Origin of the sequence: Pedobacter sandarakinus, from assembly GCF_026240095.1 — a bacterium.
In the GTDB taxonomy this organism is placed as follows: domain Bacteria; phylum Bacteroidota; class Bacteroidia; order Sphingobacteriales; family Sphingobacteriaceae; genus Pedobacter; species Pedobacter sandarakinus.
Window position 1 is genome coordinate 18,119 of record NZ_JAPIVG010000006.1, and the last position, 22,440, is coordinate 40,558.

Genomic DNA, 22,440 nt, shown 5'->3' on the forward strand with positions numbered 1-22,440 from the left:
ATTGGTTTGTAAAACGCACGGGGTAAAGCCTTGGTTGTTCTTGTCTTTTTAAGCTTTAAGAACGGAGTTTGGTCCTCCCTTAATTCCCTTACCTTAATGGAATATAAGTTTGCAGGCATTTTTAAAAAATCATCGTTGAAGCAATCTTCTATTATCATAATTGTTTGTTAAAGCTTAAATAATCAGCAACCCTTTTTTCCAAATAGTAGTTGCAAGGATAAGATACTTGGCGAAACTGTCCAATTGGATTTACTTCGAGAAAAACGTACTCCTTATTCTTTGATACGAGAATATCTAATGACCCTGTTCGCATATCAACACTATCCATGAATTTAACAATTGAATTTTCTATATCACTTGGCAGTTTATACGGTGGCGTTCTGTTGGGCTTTTCAAAGTTATAGTCCCTAAAGTCTACCCTAGTACGCTCATCATTCTGTGAAAAAATTGCTGATGTGTAGCATACACCATCTAAATAAAAGACCCTAAGTTCATATGCTTTATCTATAAAAGATTGAAATAATGTTGGACTAAAAAAACTTGGAGTTACATCTAAATTTTCTTGCGTAAAAAGAGAAGATAATCCTTCAAACTTAATTTCATCATTGGAAAACGAAAACCCGCTTTGAGTAATCGTTTTGGTTAGCAATGGCCTATTTTTGCTAAAAAAAGCTATTAAATCTTTTTTAGCCGTGATTATTTTGGTATGTGGCACTTTAAGTCCTGCTTTTTGTGCGTATATCAGATTTGTTATTTTATTGGTTAGATTTTGATTGATTTTTCCAATTGAACGTTTTGATTCCAATTGACTATAAATAAATTCGCTTATTGCTGTATATTCTCTATCAAGAAAAATTTTTGCTGAAGTTTGAAGCCCAGAAACTTTTTGAGGAGTAATTATAGGTCTATTAAAATTCAATTTTCCTCTTCGATACCAATATGAGCTGATTTTAGAAAAATCAAACTCTAATTGTTTGCTTTTAAAATTAATCTTAACATTTTGATCTTCTATTTCTATGTCACTAAAATCAAAGCTATCTTCCAAATTGATTCTGAGAAAGTCTTTTTTGTAAAATCTAAGCCAGGAAATAACATCTATTGTTGTTTGGTCCCTTTCGTCTGAGAGAATTAGTATCATTTAGTTTATTAAATAAATGTTAAGAATATCACGAGTTGTTTTATCTTGGATGCTTTTGAGACGTCGCTTAGATAATGCTATTCTCGTTTCGTATGGGTATAATCCAATTAATTGGCGCCGTATATTTATTTCTTGAATTTTTTCTTTGTTGGGGTCACTATGCCATTCATTGTAAAATCTATCCTTATATTTTTTTTTTCCAAATTTGGCCATGAAATCATTGTAGCTAGCGTAAACCTCTGCAGGCATAAAGCCGCTTTTGAGATTTTGATAAAATAGTTTATCATCGCCTTCTACTGGGCCGCTAAAATAATGGAGTAACATTGCTAGGGTTTTATGTTCGGAAAGCCTTGGCAAATTGTTACCAATCATCTTCATGCTATCAGATTTATTCCCGTCGAAAGTGTTAATTCCTATGAGTTTCTCACCAGGATATCCATACTTTTTGGTTATTGAAAAAATCAATTTAGCATGTCTTTTCGATGTACTTCTCCAACTGGGATAGCCCAATAGACTCGAAAAAAAACTACGATTTATCCGTTTAGTTTTCAATTGGTCTACAACGAACAGGGAGTCAATTGTTTTTCTTATAGATAGATTAATATTGGAACGATAGGCGCTAAACAATTGCTCGTATTTGTTTTCAAATACTTTCCATCTGGAATCCTTGTTTAACTGGCTGATAATTTTGTTGTCGGTCAATACTATCAACGGCACACCCTGCAATGCGCATTTATTTAAATATAAAAAAGCCTTGTCTATATCTCCAGCATTGACTGCTGTCTGAGCTATTAAGAAGATATCTTGAGCAAAAATGAAATCATATTTTTTAAATATTTTATAATCAAACAATTGTACACCTTCTTTGAACTTATCAATCAAAATTAATTCTTTTACTTCCGACATTGTTCGTGCATAATTGATATACTCTTGCGTAAATGCATTTTTTGCAAAAAAAAGTAAAATAAAAATAAGCTTGGTTTTCATAAACGGAAGTAAAATAGAGAAATAGCTCCAGATCCATTAATGGATCTGGATGCTTTAGTTAAAGACTAATCAACCTCATTGCAATGATCAGTTTCTCGAACTGTATCAGATGTATCCGTAGAGTCATTCTTATAGGCTGTATCGCAATCATCTTGATTACCACTTACATTACAGTCATCAGCCTTTTTAGTGCCTGGATCTTCAAGACCTCCAATAATTTTTGAAAGGTCGGTTAATTCGTTTTCTTTCAGATCTTCTGAAAACAGTTCGTCATTGATTTTTTTCATTGGTTTTAAATTTTTAATTCACTCTTTTTACTCAGGTTCGTACCATTTCCTGATATTTAGACTATCTAAATACAAAATAAATTTTACATGAATTTCCACGTAAAAGTTCTGCAAACAAATGCCTGATTATAAAAAAAGGGATCGTGATTTATAAACCAAGTCTAGGGACGACTTTATAATTTTTTTATAAATAAAAGTATGCTTTTTAAGTAAATATTCCAAATAGGAGTGTTTGTTTTTCTACAAACAACTTATAATCAGTAATTTTTATTTAATTTTCAATAAGCGTACACGCACTAGAGATGTATAAATTGAAAAAGGTAATATTTCAACGGCTCCTTTAAATTTTGTTTTTTTTGTAAAATTTCTTATTTTTTTAAATAAAAGTTCATCCTTATGACCATTCAAGATCTTTACATTTACGGATTTATAGTTTTTTAAGGGATTGTTAAAAACACCGTGCATTATCCGAAGAAGAAGACAATTGAAATAACAAATTCACAAATTGGAATGTCATACAGGCGGAATAGAATAATGAATATGTTCTTAAGGTTTTCTAAATCATTCAAAAGGATTTTATTAACTCTTATGTCAAGTAAATCATCTATTATAAGCAACAAGCTACTAAAATAGTTCATTGTATGGGCCCTAATAGATATCCAATCAAATGGTATTACATATTTTCAACTTAAAAAATTTCTTAAAGTTTCAAATACTTTTAAAGTAATTTAGTCGCAAAAGGGCATATAAAATATTCTTATGCTTATATTAATTAGCATTAATAATTGTAATTGATAATATGAAAATGTTTACTATGATGCGTTTTAGAGAAAGGCCTTATCTTGAAATATTTGATTAAATTCTCAATGGTACTTCTGAACTGCTTCTTAGTCTTATCAAAGACATAAAATAATTGAAGATTAGTCGTGCTTTTTGTTTAATCTAAACCTATAATTTAAGTCTGTTTAATTAGTGCTAATTCACTTTCGAGGAAAATTAATAGTTTGTGAGTTTATTCTTTATGGATTAGAAAAGCTATTTCCTCATATCCCTCATTGTCGCATTTTTGCGGTATCGTTTACCATCTTTTGCGCCATCCCACACACTGGAAACGCTTTGGATTTTATGAGGCGCTTCTTTTCCTTCGCCTATTAAGTTTTTGGATACTTTCCTAAACGTTTTATTCCAGCGTCTCTTATCATGTTTCTCTGATACTGCGGTAGTTATCGGAAAGATTTTAGTTTTTCTTAGTGATCTTGCCATAATTTTATTTGTTTAGAAAACCCTTTAAGACTTAAATTTTTACTTCAAAAGCATGTCCTGCAATTCTCTTAATCTTTTCTTACTTTCAGATCCAATGTAACCTTGCGTTGATTTGATATCTTCATGTCCTATAACATCTTTAATTAAAATAGTAGGTGCGCCAAAATTGTGCATCATAGTGGCAAATGTATGGCGAGCAAAATAGGTGCTAATGTCGGAAGTTATTCCCAATTCTGTAGCGATCTTTTTTAATTTCATGTTAACACTACTGATGGTTGAACGTATTTTCCTTTGTTCAATATCTTTCGTCGCACCCCATGGCACTACATTGAAAATGTAATTATTGCCGAGTTTTCTACTTCCATGAGTGTCAATAATAGATTGGATTTTTGGGTTGAGGAATACTCTTATTTGTTTATCAGGCAGTTTAGCAGAAGTTTTTTGACGGACGAAATAAAAAGCATCACCTTTTATATCCGACCATTTCAATTTAAAAATATCATAAAAATTCATTCCATTGGCCACATAAGAAAACACAAACATATCTCTTGCAAAAATCTCGCTATCACTATCAGTTTGATAATTTACAATTGACATAATTTCTTCATGCTCTAGAGGGCGCTTTGCACTTCTCGATTTAGGAATAATATATTTCCCTTTACCAAATGGATTTTTTGAAATGTGGAGCTCACCTCTTTCTACTAAAGAATTTACTACAGCCTTAATTCTGGTTAAATACATATTTAGCGTAGTAACAGAATATGTTTTAGCCAACTTGTCTCTATTCTTGTCTATGATATAATTAGTACCTAAAGCCCATTTTTGGAAAGCTTTTAAATAATCTGGTGTAAGGTCTCTAACAAAAAGGCTTTTTGATTTTCTCTGTTCAACATTAAAACGCTCAATCAAATCAGCTGATTGGAAATATAATCTAGAATTTGCAAAATTCTCTTCTTCTTTAAGTGAAGTCGCTTTTTCTCTTATTATATCCAATAGGTTGTTTCTGTCTCCAGTATTTTTAAATCTAGTGGTAAAGGTCTCAAAGTTGAAGACTTCTAAATCATCAATAATGTCATTGGCTTTCTTGAGCAACTCGTCCAGTTTACTCTTAGTTTTTTTCTGCTCTGTGTCTAGCCTAAGTCCGCTACAAATTTTTGCGTATTCCGCTTCATCTGCACTAAATACCGTTTCGAAGAATTTGCTTTTACGTTCGTGAGTTATCCTAATTTTTATAGGGTACAAATCATTCTTTTTCGAACGTCTTTTGTCGTAATAGAGATTGCAATTTGCCATAAAATAAATTTACATTTTAAGAATGAAAATTGTTTGCAAATTTTATAGTGCGCAAACAATTTGCAAACATTTCAGAAATTAGATAAAATTCTATAATACAATAATTATTTTAACTAATTGATAATCAATGAAAAATTGATTTTATGTGATTTTATGGAATGCTGTAAAAACGCAGATTACGTCTCTACTGATGACATAATTTATTTGTTTTAAATGTATTGCAAATTTACAGCTTAGGTTTATCAAACCCAAATAATTACCCCAACCATAGGTTTACATAGTGTAAAATATTACGGAGAATGAGCCCAAGCAAATTTCAAGCTGAATGCTATTGCAAAAACCTGAAGAAATGAGGTAACATGATATCCATTAAAGTTTAAATTTTAGACAGCTTAAGTCTTGAAGCTTATAATAGAATTTCACCTTTACGTTTTAGTGTATAAAATATTTACAAGCAGATATCAAAAATAAAAAATTGATTTTCAGCTTACTATTTCATAAATTGTTATAACCAAATTAAACAAATATGAAAACTGTGAAACATTTGATGGATAACAAACCTGCCAGGGTGATTGCTGTTGGCGAAACCATTTCTGTATTTGATGCACTACAAATTATGACGGACAAAAACATTAGCGCCGTGTTGGTAATGGAAAACGAGAAGCTATCGGGTATTTTTACGGAACGTGATTATGCGAGAAAAATAATTTTGCAAGGCAAATCATCAAAAGAGACACCAATTAGGGAAGTGATGACTGCTAATCCCATCACCATTAGCTACAGCGATACCATTGATTATTGCATGCAACTTATGACTGACAAGCACATTCGCCATTTGCCTATTGTGGTTAATGAGGGGGTGAAGGGAATGATGTCAATCGGCGATGTGGTAAAATTTATCATCGCCGATCAGAAACAAACTATTTCGCAGTTGGAAAGCTATATTAGCGGTTAAAGTAACAATTATTTCCAGCGCCACTCTCCTGCAATGGTTAAGGGCTCTTTTAAGTTCTGCGATTCCAGAAATGTTTTAATCTCATTATCAGTTTGATTGGCAACTGGTATTTTAGATGTGTTGGCCAAAGCATAGGTTAGCATGGCGCTGTAACGAACGGTATTTTTAAGTTCCTGTTCATCAACCAACTTGAATGAATCTCCATCTGAGTGGTAAAATGGTCCGGCATTATTTGGAAGTTTGCCGCCAAAACCACCGCCTGTTGGTATTCCTGCCAGCATGAAGGGCTGATGGTCGCTATGTAAACCAGCGCCAGCATTGAAAAGATTTTTAAACCCAGTATCTATTTTAACGATATCGGCACCCCAGGCTTTAAACAAATCTTTCATCTCTGCACGGGAAGTGGTAAAACCTTTTGGGTCGTTTGTCATGTCGTAGTTCAACATAAATCTCACTTCGCTTAAGCTTTGATCTTTTTCGGCCTGCGCCACATAAGCTTTGGAACCAAGCAGACCTTGCTCCTCGCCCATAAAAAGCACGAACTCTACCGTACGTTTAGTTTTAAGGTTCAACTTTTTAAAAGTGCGGGCCATATCCATAATTGCAAAAGAACCAATTCCATTGTCTATTGCGCCTGTAGATAAATCCCAACTATCCAAATGCCCGCCCACAACAATCTTCTCTTTCGGCGTGCTTGTTCCTTTAAAAGTAGCAACTACATTTCGAGCTTTGATTAAACCCGAAAAATTAGTCATGGAGATGTGCGCAAGCTGAGGTATCGTTTTTAATTTCTCTTTCAAAGCCATACCATCTTCCAAGCCAATGCAAACGGCAGGTATTGGAATTAACTTACCCGTAACTGATGCTGTACCTGTTAATAATACACCGTTCTTAACTGTGTTGATGATGATAACCCCAGTTGCACCATATTTAGTAGCAATTGCAGTCTTTTCAGATCGATGTAGCGATTTAGTTCCTGGAGCAGAACCTGGCAAAACGCCTAGATAAATCAAGGCAATTTTACCTTTAAACTTATTGGGGTCAGCCTGATAGTCTACCTCAAGGCCATTCCCTGCATCTGCGATATCACCGATCACATCTGCATTTATTGGAGAATGCGCCAAAGTTACGGCCTTGATTTTTGCTAAGGTACTTTTATTACCTCCTATTTCTACGTTAATGGTTTTTCTGGCCCAACTTTCTACTTCGAAGGGTTGGAATTTAACTTCGCATCCATAAGATTTTAGTAAGTCGAAAGCATATTGTTCTGCCTTGGCTCCATTGTCCGATCCCGTTAATCGGTGTCCGATGGTTTCAGTTTCGTATTTAAGGGTCGAGTATGCTTTAGAGTTTTGTTGTACTTCAGTATTGATCTGATTGAAAACACTTCCGAATTTATCTTGTGCGGTAACCAGAAAAGCACTGAATACGAGTGTAACGGTGAAAATATACTTCATGATTTAATTTTAAAAGGCTGAAAATACAAATTAACTCATCACTTGCATGCCTGTAACGTTTATTTTGCTTGTAGTATAAGCGAAACAGATTACTTAAAATACTCGCGTGTACGTTCCTTTCAAGACACCAGTGGGAGAAAATAAGCGCATTTCTTTCCCCTGCAGATGACGCGGAGCACGTAGATTTATTCCTATCAAGAAACACACACATCAAGACCTATCCGCCCCCAACATCAAGTTACCATTTTCTGCGAAAATCAGCGAAATCAGCGGGAGTAAATAATGGTAATCTTTGCTACCCGCAGATGACGCGGAGCACGCAGATTTATTCCTATCTAGAAACAAATACATCAAGGCCTATCCGCCCCCAACGTCAACTTACCATTTTCTGCGGAAAACAGTGAAATCAGCGGGAGTAAATAATGGTAATCTTTGCTACCCGCAGATGACGCGGAGCACGCAGATTTATTCTTATCTAGAAACAAATACATCAAGGCCTATCCGGCCCCAACTTCAAGTTACCATTTTCTGCGAAATCAGCGAAATCAGCGGGAGTAAATGATGGTAATCTTTGCTACCCGAAGATGACGGGGAGCACGCAGATCCATTCTTATTTAGAAACAAATACGTCAAAACCTAACCACAACTTATGATAGCCTTGCTCTGAAGAAAACGGTGAAATCAGCGGGAGTAAATGATGGTAATCTCAATTACCCGCAGCTGGAAAACATGTTTATTGAAAAACTTAATTTAATGCCTATGAACAACTTTTTTGGGGAACACCAAAGATGCCACAATGCTAATAACCAAAATACTTAATATTACAATTAGCGAGTGTTCCGTAGTAAAGCCTATCTTTTCCAAATAGACATGTCCTAACATTTTTACCCCAATAAAAGCTAATAAAACCGCCAACCCAGTTTTTAAATAATGGAACTTGTGAATAATGTTTACCAACAAAAAAAACATCGATCTTAAACCCATTATCGCAAAGATATTGGAGAAAAATACAATATAAGGATCCTTGGTTACAGCGAAAATAGCCGGAATGGAATCTACCGCAAAAAGTAGATCTGTAAATTCAACAATCAGCAGTACGATAAATAAAGGGGTAATAAGTGTTTTATGATCTACCTTAATAAAAAACTTTTTGCCTTCGTATCGCGGGTGAATGGCAAAAACCTTCGAAGCCCATTTAACTACCGGGTGATTTTCAGGATCGATCTTATCATCCTCATCCTTACTGAAAAACATTTTAACACCAGTAAATACCAGGAAGGCACCAAAAATGTAAAGAATCCAAGCAAACTTCGCAATCAGCGCTGCGCCCACAAAAATGAAAATAAAGCGCATAATAATCGCACCTAGAATCCCCCAGAATAACACACGGTGGTAATATTTCTCTTCTACTGCGAAGGCCGAAAATATAAGCACGATAACAAAGATATTGTCTACCGAAAGTGCATATTCAATCACATATCCAGTTAAGAATTCAAGCCCCAAATTTTGACGGTAAACGCTTAAACTCGCATCAAAATCATCAGGAATTAGCTTGATATGATGTTGGTGTTTTACTACAATTTCCTGGAGATGGGCGAAATCTTTAATACCGTGTAGCTGATGCCCTTCAACCATTAAAATAAAATAAAAACCAATGGCTAATGCTACCATTATTACACTCATAATACCAGCCTGCTTTAAGCTGATAACATGATCCTTCTTACTAAAAAGGCCTAAATCTAAGGCTAGGATAAGAATAATAAATAGAAGAAAGCCTAGGCTAAAAAGTAATTCGTTGCTCATTTATTTTTTACGTTCGGTGGTATAAAGCACCAGTTGTTCTAAACCCGTCCTTGCCTCCCCTGCCTCAAAACCATGCAAGATATCAAACGCAGCATTTTGGTACTCTAGCATTTTTTGGTTGGCGTAGTAAACCCCATTCTTGGCATTTACAAAATCTATAATCTGTTGAATTTTAGCAGCATCGTCCTGGTGGTTCTTAACCAAGTTGATCATCTGCTTACGTTCACTTTTTCCTGACTGGTTCAAGGCATAAATTAAGGGCAGTGTCACTTTCTTTTCCTTAATATCAATACCCAAAGGCTTACCTACATCATCCGTCCCGAAATCAAATGTATCATCTTTAATCTGAAAGGCAATACCTACTTTTTCACCAAAAAGACGCATCTTCTCTACGGTTTCGTCATTCGCACCAGCCGAGGCGGCACCCGAAGCGCAACAAGAAGCAATCAAAGAAGCTGTTTTTTGACGAATAACATCGAAGTATAAATCTTCAGAAATATCCATCTTCCTCACTTTCTCCACCTGCAACAGCTCGCCCTCACTCATCTGCTTCACCGCTTCAGACACAATCTGTAACAAACGATGCTCATTATTGTTTACCGAAAGCAGCAAGCCTTTCGCCAACAAATAATCGCCTACTAAAACAGCAATTTTATTTTTCCATAAGGCGTTAATCGAGAAAAAACCCCGTCGCTCGTAAGCATTGTCTACCACATCATCGTGCACTAGGGTAGCCGTATGCAAAAGCTCTACCAAAGCTGCCCCCCTATGTGTAGATTCTGTAATTCCGCCACACAATTTTGCAGCAAAAAACACAAACATAGGTCGCATCTGCTTTCCCTTTTGTTTCACAATGTAATGGGTAATTCTATCCAGCAACGGTGCGTCGCTATGCATAGACTCCTTAAAGGTTTTTTCAAACGCTTTAATATCTGCTGCTATAGGTTTTTTTATCTGATCGATTCCCGGCATTAAGGCGAAAAATTTTGATTGCAAACTTAAGTTAATTTCCCCATAAAAACATGCGCCAACAATGCCAATAATAGAGATTTGGAAAGCAACGGAACCTGCATTCTATATCCTTCACTCCTGCTATCCGTTTTACTCCGCCACAAACTGCGTTTTTCGGCTACGTGCTCACTTCTATCAGGTTTATAATCAATGTTTTAAGGTATAAAACCGTTCAATCGCTAAACGAAGCACATAAAAAATATTTTTTATTCAAGTCAAAACTTTACATTTAGACAAGGATTTTTTTCCAAATGAAAAAGCGCTACAAAGTTTTGATTGGGTTCTCGGTGTTTTTGGTAATCAGCTATTTGGTAGGACCGAAACCAAAAAAGCCATTGTATAACACTGAACTGGCCGAGTTACCCGGCTTAAATGATTTAGATGTGTATGTCCAAAGCCTGGAGAGTTTAAATAAAATAAAGCCAGGTAATCAGGCAGAAATTATTTGGGCCAATCCGTTACATAAACAAACAGAGTACGCCGTAGTATATTTACACGGATTTTCGGCCTCCAAAATGGAAGGAAACCCAGTACATATTAATCTGGCCAAAGCCCTGCACGCGAATTTATACCTGGCAAGGCTGGCCGACCATGGTGTAGATACAGTAGCCCCAATGCAGTATTTCACTGCAGACAGGCTGTGGGAAAGTAGTAAACAAGCATATTCAATCGGCAAAAAATTAGGTAAGAAAGTAATTTTAGTTGGCACTTCTACCGGGGCATCGGTGGCAATAAAACTGGCAGCGGCCTATCCAGAAATTCATAGCTTGATTTTACTTTCGCCAAATGTGGCTATTAACGATAAAAACGCATGGCTTCTTAACAACCCCTGGGGCCTACAAATTGCTCGGAAAGTGGTTGGTGGAAACGAAAGAAGTGTAGAAGATAGAACCGAAGAATACAAAAAATATTGGCATACGCACTACCGTATAGAGGCTTTGGTAGAACTACAAGAATTTATAGAAAGCACCATGATCAATAGTACCTTTCGCAAGGTAAAGCAACCTGTGCTAATGCTTTATTATTACAAAAATGAAATGGAGCAAGATCCTGTTGTGCGGGTAGATGCAATGCTTAAAATGTTTAAACAGCTTGGGACTGTAGCTCAGTTGAAGAAGAAGGTAGCTATTCCGAATGCAGGCAACCACGTAATGGGTTCGTATATTACTGCTAAAGATTTACCTAGCGTAGAAACTGCTATTAATGATTTTGTAAGTAATGTTCTAAAATTAACAAGTAAACATTAGTAAACTCGGTTATTGTGTTTTGTGTGCAACAATGTTTTCCAAAATCATTTCAGCATGTATGCGAGAATTTTCGATGAACAATTTATGTGTATCTAACCCGCCACAAACTACCCCAGCTAAATAAAGTCCTTTTATATTGGTCTCCATGGTTTGCTCATCATATACCGGGCATAAACTTTCGGGTAATTCCACGCCAAATCTCCTTAACATCGCAAAATCGGGTTGATAGCCAGTCATCGCAATCACAAAATCGTTTGCTATGGTTTTTATGCCTTCGGGCGTTTTTATTATAACTTTCCGCTCGGTTATTTCTAATAATTCTGAATTAAAATAAGCATTAATAGAGCCTTCTTTGATTCTATTTTCAATATCTGGCCTAACCCAATACTTAACATGTGGGCCTAAATTATCACCCCTAACTATCATGGTTACGTGTGCACCTTTGCGATAGGTTTCTAATGCAGCATCTACTCCAGAATTATTAGCTCCCACTACCACTACATTCTGAAATGCATACAAATGTGGGTCTTTATAATAGTGCGTTACTTTAGGCAAATCTTCTCCTTTAACATTCATTAAAAGCGGAACATCGTAAAAGCCTGTGGCAACAATTACATTTGTTGCACTGTAAGTTGTTTTGGATGTGGTAACTGAAAATGATTCGTCAGTTTTAACCACCTGATTAACCCGCTCAAAAAGGTTAATATTCAAATCAAATTTCTCTGCTACACGTCTATAATATTCAACGGCTTCGTTTCGGTTCGGTTTTGGATTAATGGTTACAAATGGCGTATCGCCGATTTCCAGTTTTTGCGAAGTGGAAAAAAAAGTCATAAATACCGGGTAGTTGAACAGACTATTTACCAAAGCTCCCTTCTCTATAATGACATAAGTTAAATTTGCTTTCTGTGCAGCAATGGCACATGCCATACCGATTGGTCCGGCACCGATAATAACGATATCATAACTGTTCTGAACCTTAATTTCAGTATTTTTCATTCTCTAATGTTGATCGTTTGATAAGCAAATTATAATCATTCAAGCGCTTGGGTGGGGCATTCCATTTATATGAAAAAGCTCTCTGCGTGAATTTTCAACACAGCAAATTTTACGGAACTATACTTTCATAGCCTTACTAGGGCAAGCGAAATCAGTCCTTTTCAAATCCGTATTTTTGATCGCACCGTAACCTCCAGCAATATCTACCACGTTGGTTACACCCCTGGCCTTCAAAATGGAGGCTGCAATCATCGAACGATAACCGCCAGCACAATGGATATAATAAGTTTCCTTTGGATTGATCTCGTTCATCCAGTCGTTGATAAAATCTAACGGACGGCTTAAGGTTAGTTCTAAATGCTCAGCCTCATATTCTCCAGGCTTGCGAACATCCAGGGCAACAATTTCATGGTTGTTAACCGCCTTTTCGAAATGTTCAGCAGAGATCGATTCAATAGTATCAATTTCTTTCCCAGCATTTAACCAACATTTAAAGCCGCCATCTAAAAACCCAATGGTATTATCATAACCTACACGGGTAAGCCGGGTAATAGTTTCTTGTGCTTTCCCATCCTCGGTTACCAATAAAATGGCTTGTTGTAAATCTGTAATCAAAGCACCTACCCATGGTGCGAATTGTCCGTTCAAACCAATATTGATGGAATTTGGAATAAACCCATTAGCAAAGGTTTGTGGGTCTCGAGTATCTAATAGAAGCGCACCTGTCTGATTTGCAATCTCTTCAAAGCGCTGTGGATCTAATGCCTTTAGCCCTTTTTCGTATACCGCATCTATCCGCGCCACATCACCTTTATTCATGGCAACGTTCTTAGCAAAATATTGAGGGGGTGGCATTATTCCATCCGTAACTTCTGCAATAAAATTTGCCTTATTGGCTGCTTTTAGAGCATAATTAACCTGTTTCTGATGGCCCAAAGTATCAAAAGTTTCCTTACTCATACTTTTCCCACAAGCAGACCCTGCGCCATGAGCCGGATATACAATAACATCATCAGCAAGCGGCTTAATTTTATCATTCAATGAATCATATAGCATTCCAGCCAAATCGTCAACAGTTAAATTTCCTTTTTGCGCCAAATCTGGTCTACCTACGTCGCCGATAAATAGTGTATCGCCACTAAAAATACAATAGGCTTTGCCCTGTTCGTCGGTTAGCAGATAGGTGGTAGATTCCAAGGTATGCCCAGGCGTATGGAGTGCCGTGATAGTAATGTTGCCAATGCGAAACTGTTCACCATCATGTGCAACGTGGCAGTTAAACTCCGTTTTTGCAGTAGGACCATAAACAATTACAGCCCCAGATTTTTCTGCCAAATCTACGTGACCTGAAACAAAGTCAGCATGAAAATGGGTTTCGAAAATGAATTTGATTTCCGCACCCGCTGTTTTAGCCTTATTCAAATAGGTGTTTACTTCCCTAAGTGGGTCTATAATTGCGGCCTCGCCATTGCTTTCGATATAATATGCCGCCTCTGCTAAGCAACCGGTGTAAATCTGTTCTATTTTCATGGAGTTCCCTATTCTAAATCCAAATGCAGTTCGATACAAAGGGATACCGAACAAAACCACATTTATGATGAAGCGATAGCAAAAATAGGGCTAAAAACAGATTACACCAACGAACAAAGTTATAATTGCAGAAGTTTTACTTATTGTTTCGGTAAATATGGATAGCATTGATGTTACTAATCGTTTGTTAATTCGCCTCTTAAAGATTTTTCCATCAACTTGCGGCTGTCAGCAGCCGAAAGTTTTAATCCCATTACAAACATCAATTTGGTCACTGTCGCTTCGAAAGTCAAATCAAAGCCACTAACTACACCCATTTTTTGCAATTCTCTACTGGTTTCGTATCTGCCTAATTGTACTGATCCCTTTTTACATTGTGAAATGTCGATGATGATTTTTCCCCGATGTATTGCGGTTCGCAAACTATCAAGAAACCATGCTGCTGTAGTGGTATTTCCCGAGCCAAAAGTTTCTAAAATAATAGCGTCAACTTCAGAATCGGTAATTGCTTTTACAGCTTGCGGTGTTATACCAGGATAAAGCTTTAATACACCAATATTAGCATTAAAATTAGTACGTAGATTTAATTTATCGTTCGGGGCGGGCAAAATGTAATTCTTCTGGAACTGCAAATGAACGCCTGCCTCAGCTAAGATCGGGTAGTTCGGCGACCTAAATGCCTCGAATTTTTCACTATTGTATTTGATAGAACGGTTTCCCCTAAATAATTGCGCATCGAAGTAGATACATACCTCGGGTACCAGTGCCCTTCCATTTTCTTTGGTGGCGGCAATCTCTAAAGCGGTAATTAAGTTCTCTTTCGCATCGGTTCTAATTTCCCCAATGGGAAGTTGCGAACCGGTAAGCACAACAGGCTTACTTAAGTTTTCGAGCATAAAACTTAAAGCCGATGCGGTGAAAGCCATTGTATCCGAACCGTGAAGAATTACAAAGCCATCGTAAAGATCGTATTTACTATATACCAACTCGGCCAAGACCTTCCAAATTTCCGGATCGATATTAGAAGAATCCAGCACAGGATGAAATGAATGTACATCCAAATGATAATCTAGCCTATTTAACTCAGGCACGTTCTCTTTAATTTGTTGAAAATCGAAGGGAATTAACATGCCGTTGCTCGGGTCGTTAACCATACCAATGGTACCACCGGTATAAATTATTAGGATCTTAGTCATTTGGTTGATTCAAATTGCTCATCACAAAGAAACTAAAAATTTACAGATGATATCTAATAATTTCAATATTGTTAAAGAATCGTCTGTTAATTATCACATCATTAATAAAATGAAAATTTATGGGCAATTTATTAAGAAAACATCAAAAAACTAAAGTTGTCTGTCATCAATTTTGCTTCACCATTAGAGATTAAGCCCATAGCGTTCAGCAATTGTTTAATCTTTACAGAATGGCATATTACCTAGCTCTGCCATAAGTTAAATGCCAAATATACGCTTTGAGTTTTCTGTTGTAACAGTTGCAACTTCTTCAACAGAAACGCCGTAGATATCTGCCAGTTTTTGTGCAATGTAAATGAGGTAACTACTCTCGTTTGGCTTACCTCTAAAAGGAACTGGCGCCAGGTAAGGAGAGTCAGTTTCCAGCACCAAATCGGCTAAAGCAATTTCATTTAAAACGAGATCTAAGCCCGCTTTTTTATAAGTCAACACGCCACCAATTCCCAAATAAAAATTTAAGTCGATAGCTTTTTTCGCCTGCGCTACATTTCCAGTAAAACAATGAAAAATACCCCTGAGCTTCTCATCACGCTCACTTTCTAACACTTCAAAAACTTCATCAAATGCTTCGCGGCAGTGAATAACTATGGGCAAACCTAAAGCTTTAGCCCAGCTAATTTGTTTATGAAAGGCATCTTGCTGGATGGCAAGCGTGGATTTATCCCAATATAAATCGATTCCAATCTCACCTATGGCATAAATTTTCCTGGGTGCTATAGAATCATAAATTTCCCTAAGTACTATTTCGTAATCATCCCTTACATCGCAAGGATGCAATCCTGCCATTGCGAAACAATTCTCTGGATAATTACTAACCAAATCATCAATCATCGCAATGGAATTTATATCCACGTTGGGTAAAAACAAACGATTAACGCTGTTTTCAAAACACCGTTCTAATAATTGGACACGCTTTTCGGCATCCTGCTCATAGTATAAGTGAGTATGGGTATCGGTAAAAATCATTTAGTATATGTATCGTTAACGCAAACAGTTATCGACATTTTAATTTTTTAATCGACTTATAGTTAAATATTTATCAACTGCTTTTTTCTTTCCTAGCCTTTTTAGGTGCTTTAACTTTCAAAGGAGTATCTTCAATTACATGTCCATTAAAAGCCATTTCCTTTTTCAAAAACTTGCCAGTTAAGCTAATTGGATTCTGAACCAGTCCTTCAGGCGTGCCTTCGAACAGAATGCGTCCTCCCCCGGCACCGCCTTCCTCTCCCAAATCTATTACCCAATCGGCTACTTTTACTACATCCAGGTTATGTTCGATGACTAAGATGGTATTTCCTTTGTCTACCAATTCTTGCAATACGCCCAGCAGCACATTAATATCTTCAAAGTGAAGGCCTGTAGTTGGTTCATCCAAGATGTAAAATGTTTTACCAGTATCTTTTTTAGAAAGTTCCGTTGCCAGTTTTACACGTTGTGCTTCACCCCCAGAAAGTGTTACAGAAGATTGACCGAGCGTAATGTAGCCCAGACCAACATCTTTAAGGGTTTTTATTTTGCGATAAATAATAGGAATGTTTTCAAAAAAATCACAGGCATCTTCAATACTCATATCGAGCACATCGCTAATGGATTTGCCACGGAAACGAACTTCTAAAGTTTCCCGGTTGTATCTTTTTCCGCTACATTCTTCGCAAGGGACTTGCACATCGGGTAAAAAATTCATTTCTATCACTTTTAACCCCGCACCCTGACATGTTTCGCATCTACCTCCTTTGACATTAAAAGAGAAGCGACCTGGTTTATAACCGCGAATTTTGGCTTCAGGTAGCTGCACAAAAAGGTTCCTGATATCTGAAAAGACGCCGGTATAAGTAGATGGGTTAGATCTCGGTGTTCTTCCAATTGGAGCCTGATCGATTTCTATCACCTTATCAATTTCCTTCAGCCCTGTAATTTTTTCGTATGGAAGTGGTGTTTTCTTTGCCCTGAAAAAATGATGGTTCAGAATAGGATAAAGCGTTTCGGTGATCAAACTGGATTTTCCTGAACCTGATACACCTGTAACAGCGATAAATTTTCCTAATGGAAAATCGACTGAAACTTCTTTTAGATTATGACCTGTGGCTTTAAGAATGGAAAGTTTATGTCCATTGCCTTTTCTGCGAACTTTTGGCGTTTCAATTTTTTTATCGCCATTTAAATAGGCCGCAGTTAATGTTTTTGATTTTAAAATCTGTGCTGCTGTACCTTCTGCAACAACAGTACCGCCATGTATACCCGCACCCGGACCAACATCGATCACCCAATCGGCCTCTAAAATCATGTCTTTATCATGTTCTACCACCAAGACCGTATTTCCTAAATCGCGAAGATTTTTCAAAGCATTAATTAAACGTTCGTTATCTCTCTGGTGCAAGCCAATACTAGGCTCATCTAGGATGTACATTACATTCATTAGCTGAGAGCCAATTTGAGTAGCCAAACGAATACGTTGCGCCTCCCCTCCAGACAGCGTTCGTGCAGTTCGATCTAGTGTTAAATAAGTTAAACCAACATCTGTTAGAAACCCAATACGTGCCTTAATCTCTTTTAAAATTTCTTTAGCTATGATATTTTGCCGATCTGAAAGGCGATCATCTACATTTTCGAACCATTTATGCAGCTCATTAATATCCATTGATGCCAAGTCAAAAATATTTTTTCCATCGACTTTAAAATTTAAGCTTTCTTTTTTAAGACGGGCACCATTACACTCGGGGCATGTTTTCAGTTTGCGGAAAGCATCCATATCATCCGCAGCAGATTCACTACGTTTTTCATTTTGCTCTTCCAACATCTTGATAATTCCATCGAATGTGATGTTATAATTCTGAACATTCCACTTGTTGTATTCAACTTCTACCTTGATTAAATCAGGGGATCCATTCAGGATAATGTTGATTACCTCATCGCTCAATTTATCAATGGGCGTTGATAAAGAGAAACTATATTTCTTTGCCAGCGCTTTCAACACCTGGAACATCCAAATATCGCGATATTCGCCAAGTGGAGCCAGACCGCCGTTTAAGATACTCAGTTTTGGGTTGGGAATTACCGATTCTTTATCTACTACAAAGATGTATCCCAAGCCATCGCAGCGATCGCAGGCACCATAAGGCGAGTTAAAAGAAAAGCTGTTAGGCTGGGGCTCATCATAGGAAATACCAGTAGTTGGGCACATCAAAAATTTACTAAAATGCGCCACATTGTTATCTTTATCACTAATCTTTATCACACCCTTACCCATTTTCATGGCTGTTTGTACGGAATCTAACAGGCGTTTTCTATCTTTATCATCAATGATTAAACGATCGATAACCACTTCAATGTCGTGAATTTTGTACCGGTCGACTTGCATTTTTGCAGTGATGTCTTTAATTTCTCCATCTACACGAACTTTTACGTAGCCCTGTTTTCGTATCTGCTCAAATAATTCGCGGTAATGGCCCTTCCGTCCTTTTACCACTGGAGCCAGAATATTTACCGGCGATCCATCAAACTTATTAAAGATATTTTGGAGAATCTGGTCTTCGCTCATGCGCTCCATTTTCTCGCCGGTATTGTAAGAGTAGGCATCAGCGACCCGGGCATACAATAAACGCATAAAATCGTATATTTCGGTAATGGTACCTACGGTAGAACGAGGGTTCTTGCTTGTAGTTTTTTGCTCAATTGCAATTACAGGACTTAATCCAGAAACCTTATCAACATCGGGCCTTTCCATCCCTCCCATAAATTGCCTGCTATACGCACTAAATGTTTCCATGTAGCGACGTTGCCCTTCGGCATAAATAGTATCAAAAGCTAGAGAAGATTTTCCACTACCACTTAACCCAGTAATTACTACCAGTTGGTTGCGTGGAAAGCTAACATCTATATTTTTTAAATTATGTACCCTCGCACCGTATACTTCTACATCTTTTTGCTCGCCAAGGTCGATAGATTTATTGCTCATATTTATTCAAGAGTTGAGGAGAAATTTTTAACCAGATGAGGCTAAATTTCAATCCGCAAAAATGCTAAAAATTTTATCAAAAAGAAAGCTTAACTAGAACTGTATTAAGGATTAATTGTCATAATTACGGCTTCTATTTCTAATGAAACCCGATGAAAATCCAAAACGCAAATAGCCATAATGGTCTTGAAAATAAATGTTGTAATTATCTTCCCCATAATAACCCGCTGCGGCCATCAAGAAAACATTATTCATAAATGGCAAACTGTAATTAAAGTTAATCTCGGCATTTAAGCGCTTTTTAAAATTTGCCAAATTTTTTGATGGAATTTCATTAACTGCATAAGACACCTCTGTATTTAAACGCCAGCTTTCCTTATCAGTTTTAACTTTAGCTAAATTTTTTGCATTTCTTTCGATCTGGTTGTACTTGCGCAAGGAAAAATTATACAATAATCGGGTAAAGCCAAAACCTAAATCCAGAGCAGGCTCGTACCTAAAAAATTTATGCCACTGCAGGCCGACCCGATGATTGGTGGTATAAAAAGCTTCACGATTGGCAGATTGCAGCAAGTACCCGAAGCGGTAAGAAGCTGTAAGGTAATTTGCATTAAAATTGCCCGTCAATGTATTTACTGAACCATCAGCATTAAACGCATTCTGGTCCTGCCCGTTAGAATGATGGGTAAAAGCCAGTTCTGCATACCGATAATTTTCAGGGTCGCGATTTAAGCGAGCGAAGGTTGAGAAACCCAAACGGTAACTTGGTGTACGTACACCTGCAGATTGCTCGTTGCGCACACGAACAGTAAAATCTGGTATAATGGCAAATGCAACAGGCGATTTGTAACTTCCTAATAACATATAAGTAGTGGTGAGCCTACCATTGATAACGTACTTGGAAGGTGCACCAATTTCGCCTAAAGGCGAGGTGTAAGAAAAATCGGCGTTTTCTTTGTAGAGACTAACATATGCTTTGTTCGCCAATTCCCTCTCTACAACGAGCGAATCCTGCGAGAATGAGTAGGTGTAAATGAAAATAAACACCAGCGTTAGAAAAGATTTGATCATAGCACATTAACGTTGCCAAGTGGCAGTTGGTTTTATTATTAATAATAACTTTTACCACATAGAAAAAGCCTCTCCTCATCAATAACTTGATATATACCTCTTAGGAGACCTATTGCCACAAGCATCATAATCAAAGTAGCAAGACCATCGTTACCATTCTATAGTCGTTCCGTTCTCGGTTGGGTGACCTGTACAAACTAAAACCCTACCCTTTTCAATCTCATTATCTGTTAAAACTTCGTTATACTCCATCCGAACACCACCTTTTGTGCATGTTGCGACACATGTGCTACATACACCGCCCCGGCAGCTATAAGGCAATTTAATTTTATGTTCGAGTGCTACATCTAAGATTCTCTTCGGCCAAGGTACATCTAACAAATAGCTTTCGCCTTTAAAATTTAAAACTACCGAATAAGTATTTTTATCAACTATCTTTTCAGAACTATCATCTTCATCTACTTCGTCCTCTGGCAGCACGAAAGTTTCCCTTTTGATCTGTTTAATATCAAAACCTAATCCGAGCAAGGTAATTCTACATAAATCCATGTATATTACAGGTCCGCAGGCGTAGAATAAGGCACTGTCTTTATTAAAAATTAAGTGCTGTTTAATCAATTGTTCAATGTAAAATTTATTTAACCTTGCAGTTAACAAATTTTTGCTATTGCTAAAAATCCAAACTATTTTTAACCTATCGGGATATCTTTCTTGCCAGTCCAAGAGTTCATTATAAAACAAGGTATCCTGTTGGGTTTTATTACTATAAACTAAAGTAACTATAGAATTATCCTCCCGAACCAAGGCAGTTTTTAAAATTGAAAATAAGGGGGTTATGCCTACGCCTGCGGCAAAGAGAAATAAATCTCGTTCAACACTTTTTTCCGGCATATAGCTAAATAACCCTTGAGGCTCTTGTGCAAAAAGCACGTCGCCAACAGCTGTTTTATGGTGTAGAAACCTGGATATTTCACCATTCTCGACCCGTTTTACTGTAATGGCAAGTGGTTCGTCTACATCAGGAGAACTGTTGAAAGAATAGGAACGCCTTACTTCCTTGTTTTTACCTTGAAATACCAATGAAACAAATTGCCCGGCGAGATAAGTCGGATAACCATCAGAAGGCGTTTCAAACTCGAAAGTTAAATTATCTCCTGGCTGACCAATGATTTTGCTTATACGAAAACTGTACATTTTGCAAATAAAAGAATTTGAGTCGAGAAAATCATTTCATAACCGCTTGTTGACTGGTTAAACGCTAATAAGAAAATGGGGAATCATTGCCAGGAAAACAAAAAAAGCGTCTTAACTTAACGCTAAGACGCCTTACCAAATGCGCTGTTTTTAATTTTAATTATATTATTCGCCGTTATAGGCCAATAACACACGTTGTTTTTTGTATCCGTAACGTTTAGGATGTTCCATAATCTGTTTCATCGAGATCACTTTATAAACGTAACCACCGGTTTCACGGTTCAATTTCATTTTATAATAATTGTCTTGATTTTGATTATTAATTTGCTTGCGCAAACGATCATCCCCAACATTGTAAGCTGCAGCAACCAGCGTCCAGCTTTCTAGACCCTTGTACATTTCCTTAATGTATTTACAAGCAGCTATGGTAGATTTGCGCAAATTATATCGCTCATCAACTTTACCATTAACTTTTAAGCCGTAATTGCGGGCGGTGCCGGGCATAAATTGCCAAATCCCTGCCGCTCCCTTTGCTGAAACTCCACTAGCCGTTCCAGATTCAACTAATGCTAAATACTTAAAATCGTTTGGGATTCCGTACGCTGCCAGAATGGGTTCTATTACAGGAAACCATTTTGCAGCTTTTTGATGCAGAACGTTAGTTTGCATGTGCCTGAAAGTGTGTGCGGCAAGAATTTTTTTCATTTTTCTTTCTACCTTCTTATCGCCAAGTGGCAAGGTCTCATCCGCGAAATCTAGTTGAGCTATTAAAGATTGTGGTTTCTCTACCACTTTTACTTTTGAGCTATCAACTATTGTTGTTGTAGTGTTTAATTTTTCTTCTTTTGGAAGAATGGTTTGTGCTAAGGGCATTTGGTAAGTGAACACTTTTGCCAAGATAAATAGTGTTGCCACTACTGAAAATGGTACGATGTGTTTCTTTATCATCTTCCTCCTTTTTTTGGTGAAACTTATTTAAAAACGTGGCAAAGGT

18 protein-coding genes are annotated in these 22,440 nt (G+C 37.0%); 2 read left to right on the forward strand and 16 right to left on the reverse strand.

Translation table 11 applies throughout. The features are described from left to right. Nucleotides 1–154: 154 nt before the first annotated feature. From gwsG to OQ268_RS15565, 5 genes are all read right to left on the reverse strand, one after another. Nucleotides 155–1,138 carry a grasp-with-spasm system ATP-grasp peptide maturase gene (gene gwsG / locus OQ268_RS15545; protein ID WP_265857420.1) on the reverse strand — a complete coding sequence of 328 codons (984 nt, stop codon included), beginning with the start codon at nt 1,136–1,138 and terminating at the stop codon, nt 155–157. Continuing rightward, a complete protein-coding gene (locus OQ268_RS15550) occupies nt 1,139–2,125 on the reverse strand; it encodes a hypothetical protein (RefSeq protein WP_265857422.1) in 987 nt (328 codons plus the stop codon). A gap of 65 nt (nt 2,126–2,190) precedes the next feature. Further along, nucleotides 2,191–2,412 carry a hypothetical protein gene (locus OQ268_RS15555; RefSeq protein WP_265857424.1) on the reverse strand — a complete coding sequence of 74 codons (222 nt, stop codon included), beginning with the start codon at nt 2,410–2,412 and terminating at the stop codon, nt 2,191–2,193. 1,035 nt (nt 2,413–3,447) lie between these two features. Further along, the gene (locus tag OQ268_RS15560) at nt 3,448–3,675 is read right to left on the reverse strand and encodes a hypothetical protein (protein WP_265857426.1); all 228 of its coding nucleotides are present in this window, start codon (nt 3,673–3,675) and stop codon (nt 3,448–3,450) included. Between the two features lie 39 nt (nt 3,676–3,714). Next, the gene (locus OQ268_RS15565) at nt 3,715–4,968 is read right to left on the reverse strand and encodes a tyrosine-type recombinase/integrase (RefSeq protein ID WP_265857428.1); all 1,254 of its coding nucleotides are present in this window, start codon (nt 4,966–4,968) and stop codon (nt 3,715–3,717) included. 526 nt (nt 4,969–5,494) lie between these two features. Between OQ268_RS15565 and OQ268_RS15570 the strand changes: the two genes are divergently transcribed. After that, nucleotides 5,495–5,923 (forward strand): CBS domain-containing protein, encoded by a 429-nt coding sequence (locus OQ268_RS15570; RefSeq protein WP_265857429.1) that lies wholly within the window; start codon nt 5,495–5,497, stop codon nt 5,921–5,923. A gap of 8 nt (nt 5,924–5,931) precedes the next feature. Here OQ268_RS15570 and OQ268_RS15575 read toward each other — a convergent pair whose 3' ends face one another. The 3 genes from OQ268_RS15575 to OQ268_RS15585 form a co-directional block, all read right to left on the reverse strand. After that, nucleotides 5,932–7,380, reverse strand: coding sequence for a M28 family peptidase (locus tag OQ268_RS15575; RefSeq protein ID WP_265857431.1), 1,449 nt, complete (start codon nt 7,378–7,380; stop codon nt 5,932–5,934). Nucleotides 7,381–8,130: 750 nt separating this feature from the next. Then, a complete protein-coding gene (locus OQ268_RS15580) occupies nt 8,131–9,183 on the reverse strand; it encodes a TerC/Alx family metal homeostasis membrane protein (protein ID WP_265857433.1) in 1,053 nt (350 codons plus the stop codon). Continuing rightward, complete coding sequence (locus OQ268_RS15585; RefSeq protein WP_265857434.1) at nt 9,184–10,155, reverse strand: polyprenyl synthetase family protein; 972 nt, start codon at nt 10,153–10,155, stop codon at nt 9,184–9,186. 290 nt (nt 10,156–10,445) lie between these two features. Here OQ268_RS15585 and OQ268_RS15590 point away from each other — a divergent pair, with 290 nt between their 5' ends. After that, nucleotides 10,446–11,441 carry an alpha/beta hydrolase gene (locus OQ268_RS15590; RefSeq protein WP_265857436.1) on the forward strand — a complete coding sequence of 332 codons (996 nt, stop codon included), beginning with the start codon at nt 10,446–10,448 and terminating at the stop codon, nt 11,439–11,441. 9 nt (nt 11,442–11,450) lie between these two features. Here the strand turns inward: OQ268_RS15590 and OQ268_RS15595 are convergent, their stop codons facing one another. The 8 genes from OQ268_RS15595 to OQ268_RS15630 form a co-directional block, all read right to left on the reverse strand. Further along, complete coding sequence (locus OQ268_RS15595) at nt 11,451–12,440, reverse strand: YpdA family putative bacillithiol disulfide reductase (protein ID WP_265857438.1); 990 nt, start codon at nt 12,438–12,440, stop codon at nt 11,451–11,453. 117 nt (nt 12,441–12,557) lie between these two features. After that, nucleotides 12,558–13,970 carry an MBL fold metallo-hydrolase gene (locus OQ268_RS15600; RefSeq protein WP_265857440.1) on the reverse strand — a complete coding sequence of 471 codons (1,413 nt, stop codon included), beginning with the start codon at nt 13,968–13,970 and terminating at the stop codon, nt 12,558–12,560. Nucleotides 13,971–14,146: 176 nt separating this feature from the next. After that, nucleotides 14,147–15,166, reverse strand: a complete 1,020-nt coding sequence (locus OQ268_RS15605; RefSeq protein ID WP_265857442.1) for an asparaginase — start codon at nt 15,164–15,166, stop codon at nt 14,147–14,149. A gap of 258 nt (nt 15,167–15,424) precedes the next feature. Further along, nucleotides 15,425–16,192: a TatD family hydrolase gene (locus OQ268_RS15610; protein ID WP_265857443.1), complete on the reverse strand. Its 768-nt coding sequence runs from the start codon at nt 16,190–16,192 to the stop codon at nt 15,425–15,427. Between the two features lie 73 nt (nt 16,193–16,265). Further along, nucleotides 16,266–19,181, reverse strand: a complete 2,916-nt coding sequence (uvrA, locus tag OQ268_RS15615) for an excinuclease ABC subunit UvrA (RefSeq protein WP_265857444.1) — start codon at nt 19,179–19,181, stop codon at nt 16,266–16,268. Between the two features lie 111 nt (nt 19,182–19,292). Then, entirely contained in the window at nt 19,293–20,252 is a 960-nt protein-coding gene (locus OQ268_RS15620; RefSeq protein ID WP_265857445.1) for a hypothetical protein, read from the reverse strand. A 150-nt stretch (nt 20,253–20,402) separates the two neighbouring features. After that, nucleotides 20,403–21,446, reverse strand: coding sequence for a ferredoxin--NADP reductase (locus OQ268_RS15625; protein ID WP_265857447.1), 1,044 nt, complete (start codon nt 21,444–21,446; stop codon nt 20,403–20,405). Nucleotides 21,447–21,611: 165 nt separating this feature from the next. Beyond that, nucleotides 21,612–22,394: a lytic transglycosylase domain-containing protein gene (locus tag OQ268_RS15630; RefSeq protein ID WP_265857449.1), complete on the reverse strand. Its 783-nt coding sequence runs from the start codon at nt 22,392–22,394 to the stop codon at nt 21,612–21,614. Nucleotides 22,395–22,440: the final 46 nt, after the last annotated feature.

Coding starts and splice junctions, on each gene's coding strand:
- gwsG (WP_265857420.1), bottom strand. CDS start 1,138: ATGATACTAATTCTCTCAGACGAAAGGGACCAAACAACAATAGATGTT.
- OQ268_RS15575 (WP_265857431.1), bottom strand. CDS start 7,380: ATGAAGTATATTTTCACCGTTACACTCGTATTCAGTGCTTTTCTGGTT.
- OQ268_RS15550 (WP_265857422.1), bottom strand. CDS start 2,125: ATGAAAACCAAGCTTATTTTTATTTTACTTTTTTTTGCAAAAAATGCA.
- OQ268_RS15580 (WP_265857433.1), bottom strand. CDS start 9,183: ATGAGCAACGAATTACTTTTTAGCCTAGGCTTTCTTCTATTTATTATT.
- OQ268_RS15625 (WP_265857447.1), bottom strand. CDS start 21,446: ATGTACAGTTTTCGTATAAGCAAAATCATTGGTCAGCCAGGAGATAAT.
- OQ268_RS15555 (WP_265857424.1), bottom strand. CDS start 2,412: ATGAAAAAAATCAATGACGAACTGTTTTCAGAAGATCTGAAAGAAAAC.
- OQ268_RS15595 (WP_265857438.1), bottom strand. CDS start 12,440: ATGAAAAATACTGAAATTAAGGTTCAGAACAGTTATGATATCGTTATT.
- OQ268_RS15565 (WP_265857428.1), bottom strand. CDS start 4,968: ATGGCAAATTGCAATCTCTATTACGACAAAAGACGTTCGAAAAAGAAT.
- OQ268_RS15600 (WP_265857440.1), bottom strand. CDS start 13,970: ATGAAAATAGAACAGATTTACACCGGTTGCTTAGCAGAGGCGGCATAT.
- OQ268_RS15610 (WP_265857443.1), bottom strand. CDS start 16,192: ATGATTTTTACCGATACCCATACTCACTTATACTATGAGCAGGATGCC.
- OQ268_RS15630 (WP_265857449.1), bottom strand. CDS start 22,394: ATGATAAAGAAACACATCGTACCATTTTCAGTAGTGGCAACACTATTT.
- OQ268_RS15590 (WP_265857436.1), top strand. CDS start 10,446: ATGAAAAAGCGCTACAAAGTTTTGATTGGGTTCTCGGTGTTTTTGGTA.
- OQ268_RS15560 (WP_265857426.1), bottom strand. CDS start 3,675: ATGGCAAGATCACTAAGAAAAACTAAAATCTTTCCGATAACTACCGCA.
- OQ268_RS15605 (WP_265857442.1), bottom strand. CDS start 15,166: ATGACTAAGATCCTAATAATTTATACCGGTGGTACCATTGGTATGGTT.
- OQ268_RS15585 (WP_265857434.1), bottom strand. CDS start 10,155: ATGCCGGGAATCGATCAGATAAAAAAACCTATAGCAGCAGATATTAAA.
- uvrA (WP_265857444.1), bottom strand. CDS start 19,181: ATGAGCAATAAATCTATCGACCTTGGCGAGCAAAAAGATGTAGAAGTA.
- OQ268_RS15620 (WP_265857445.1), bottom strand. CDS start 20,252: ATGATCAAATCTTTTCTAACGCTGGTGTTTATTTTCATTTACACCTAC.
- OQ268_RS15570 (WP_265857429.1), top strand. CDS start 5,495: ATGAAAACTGTGAAACATTTGATGGATAACAAACCTGCCAGGGTGATT.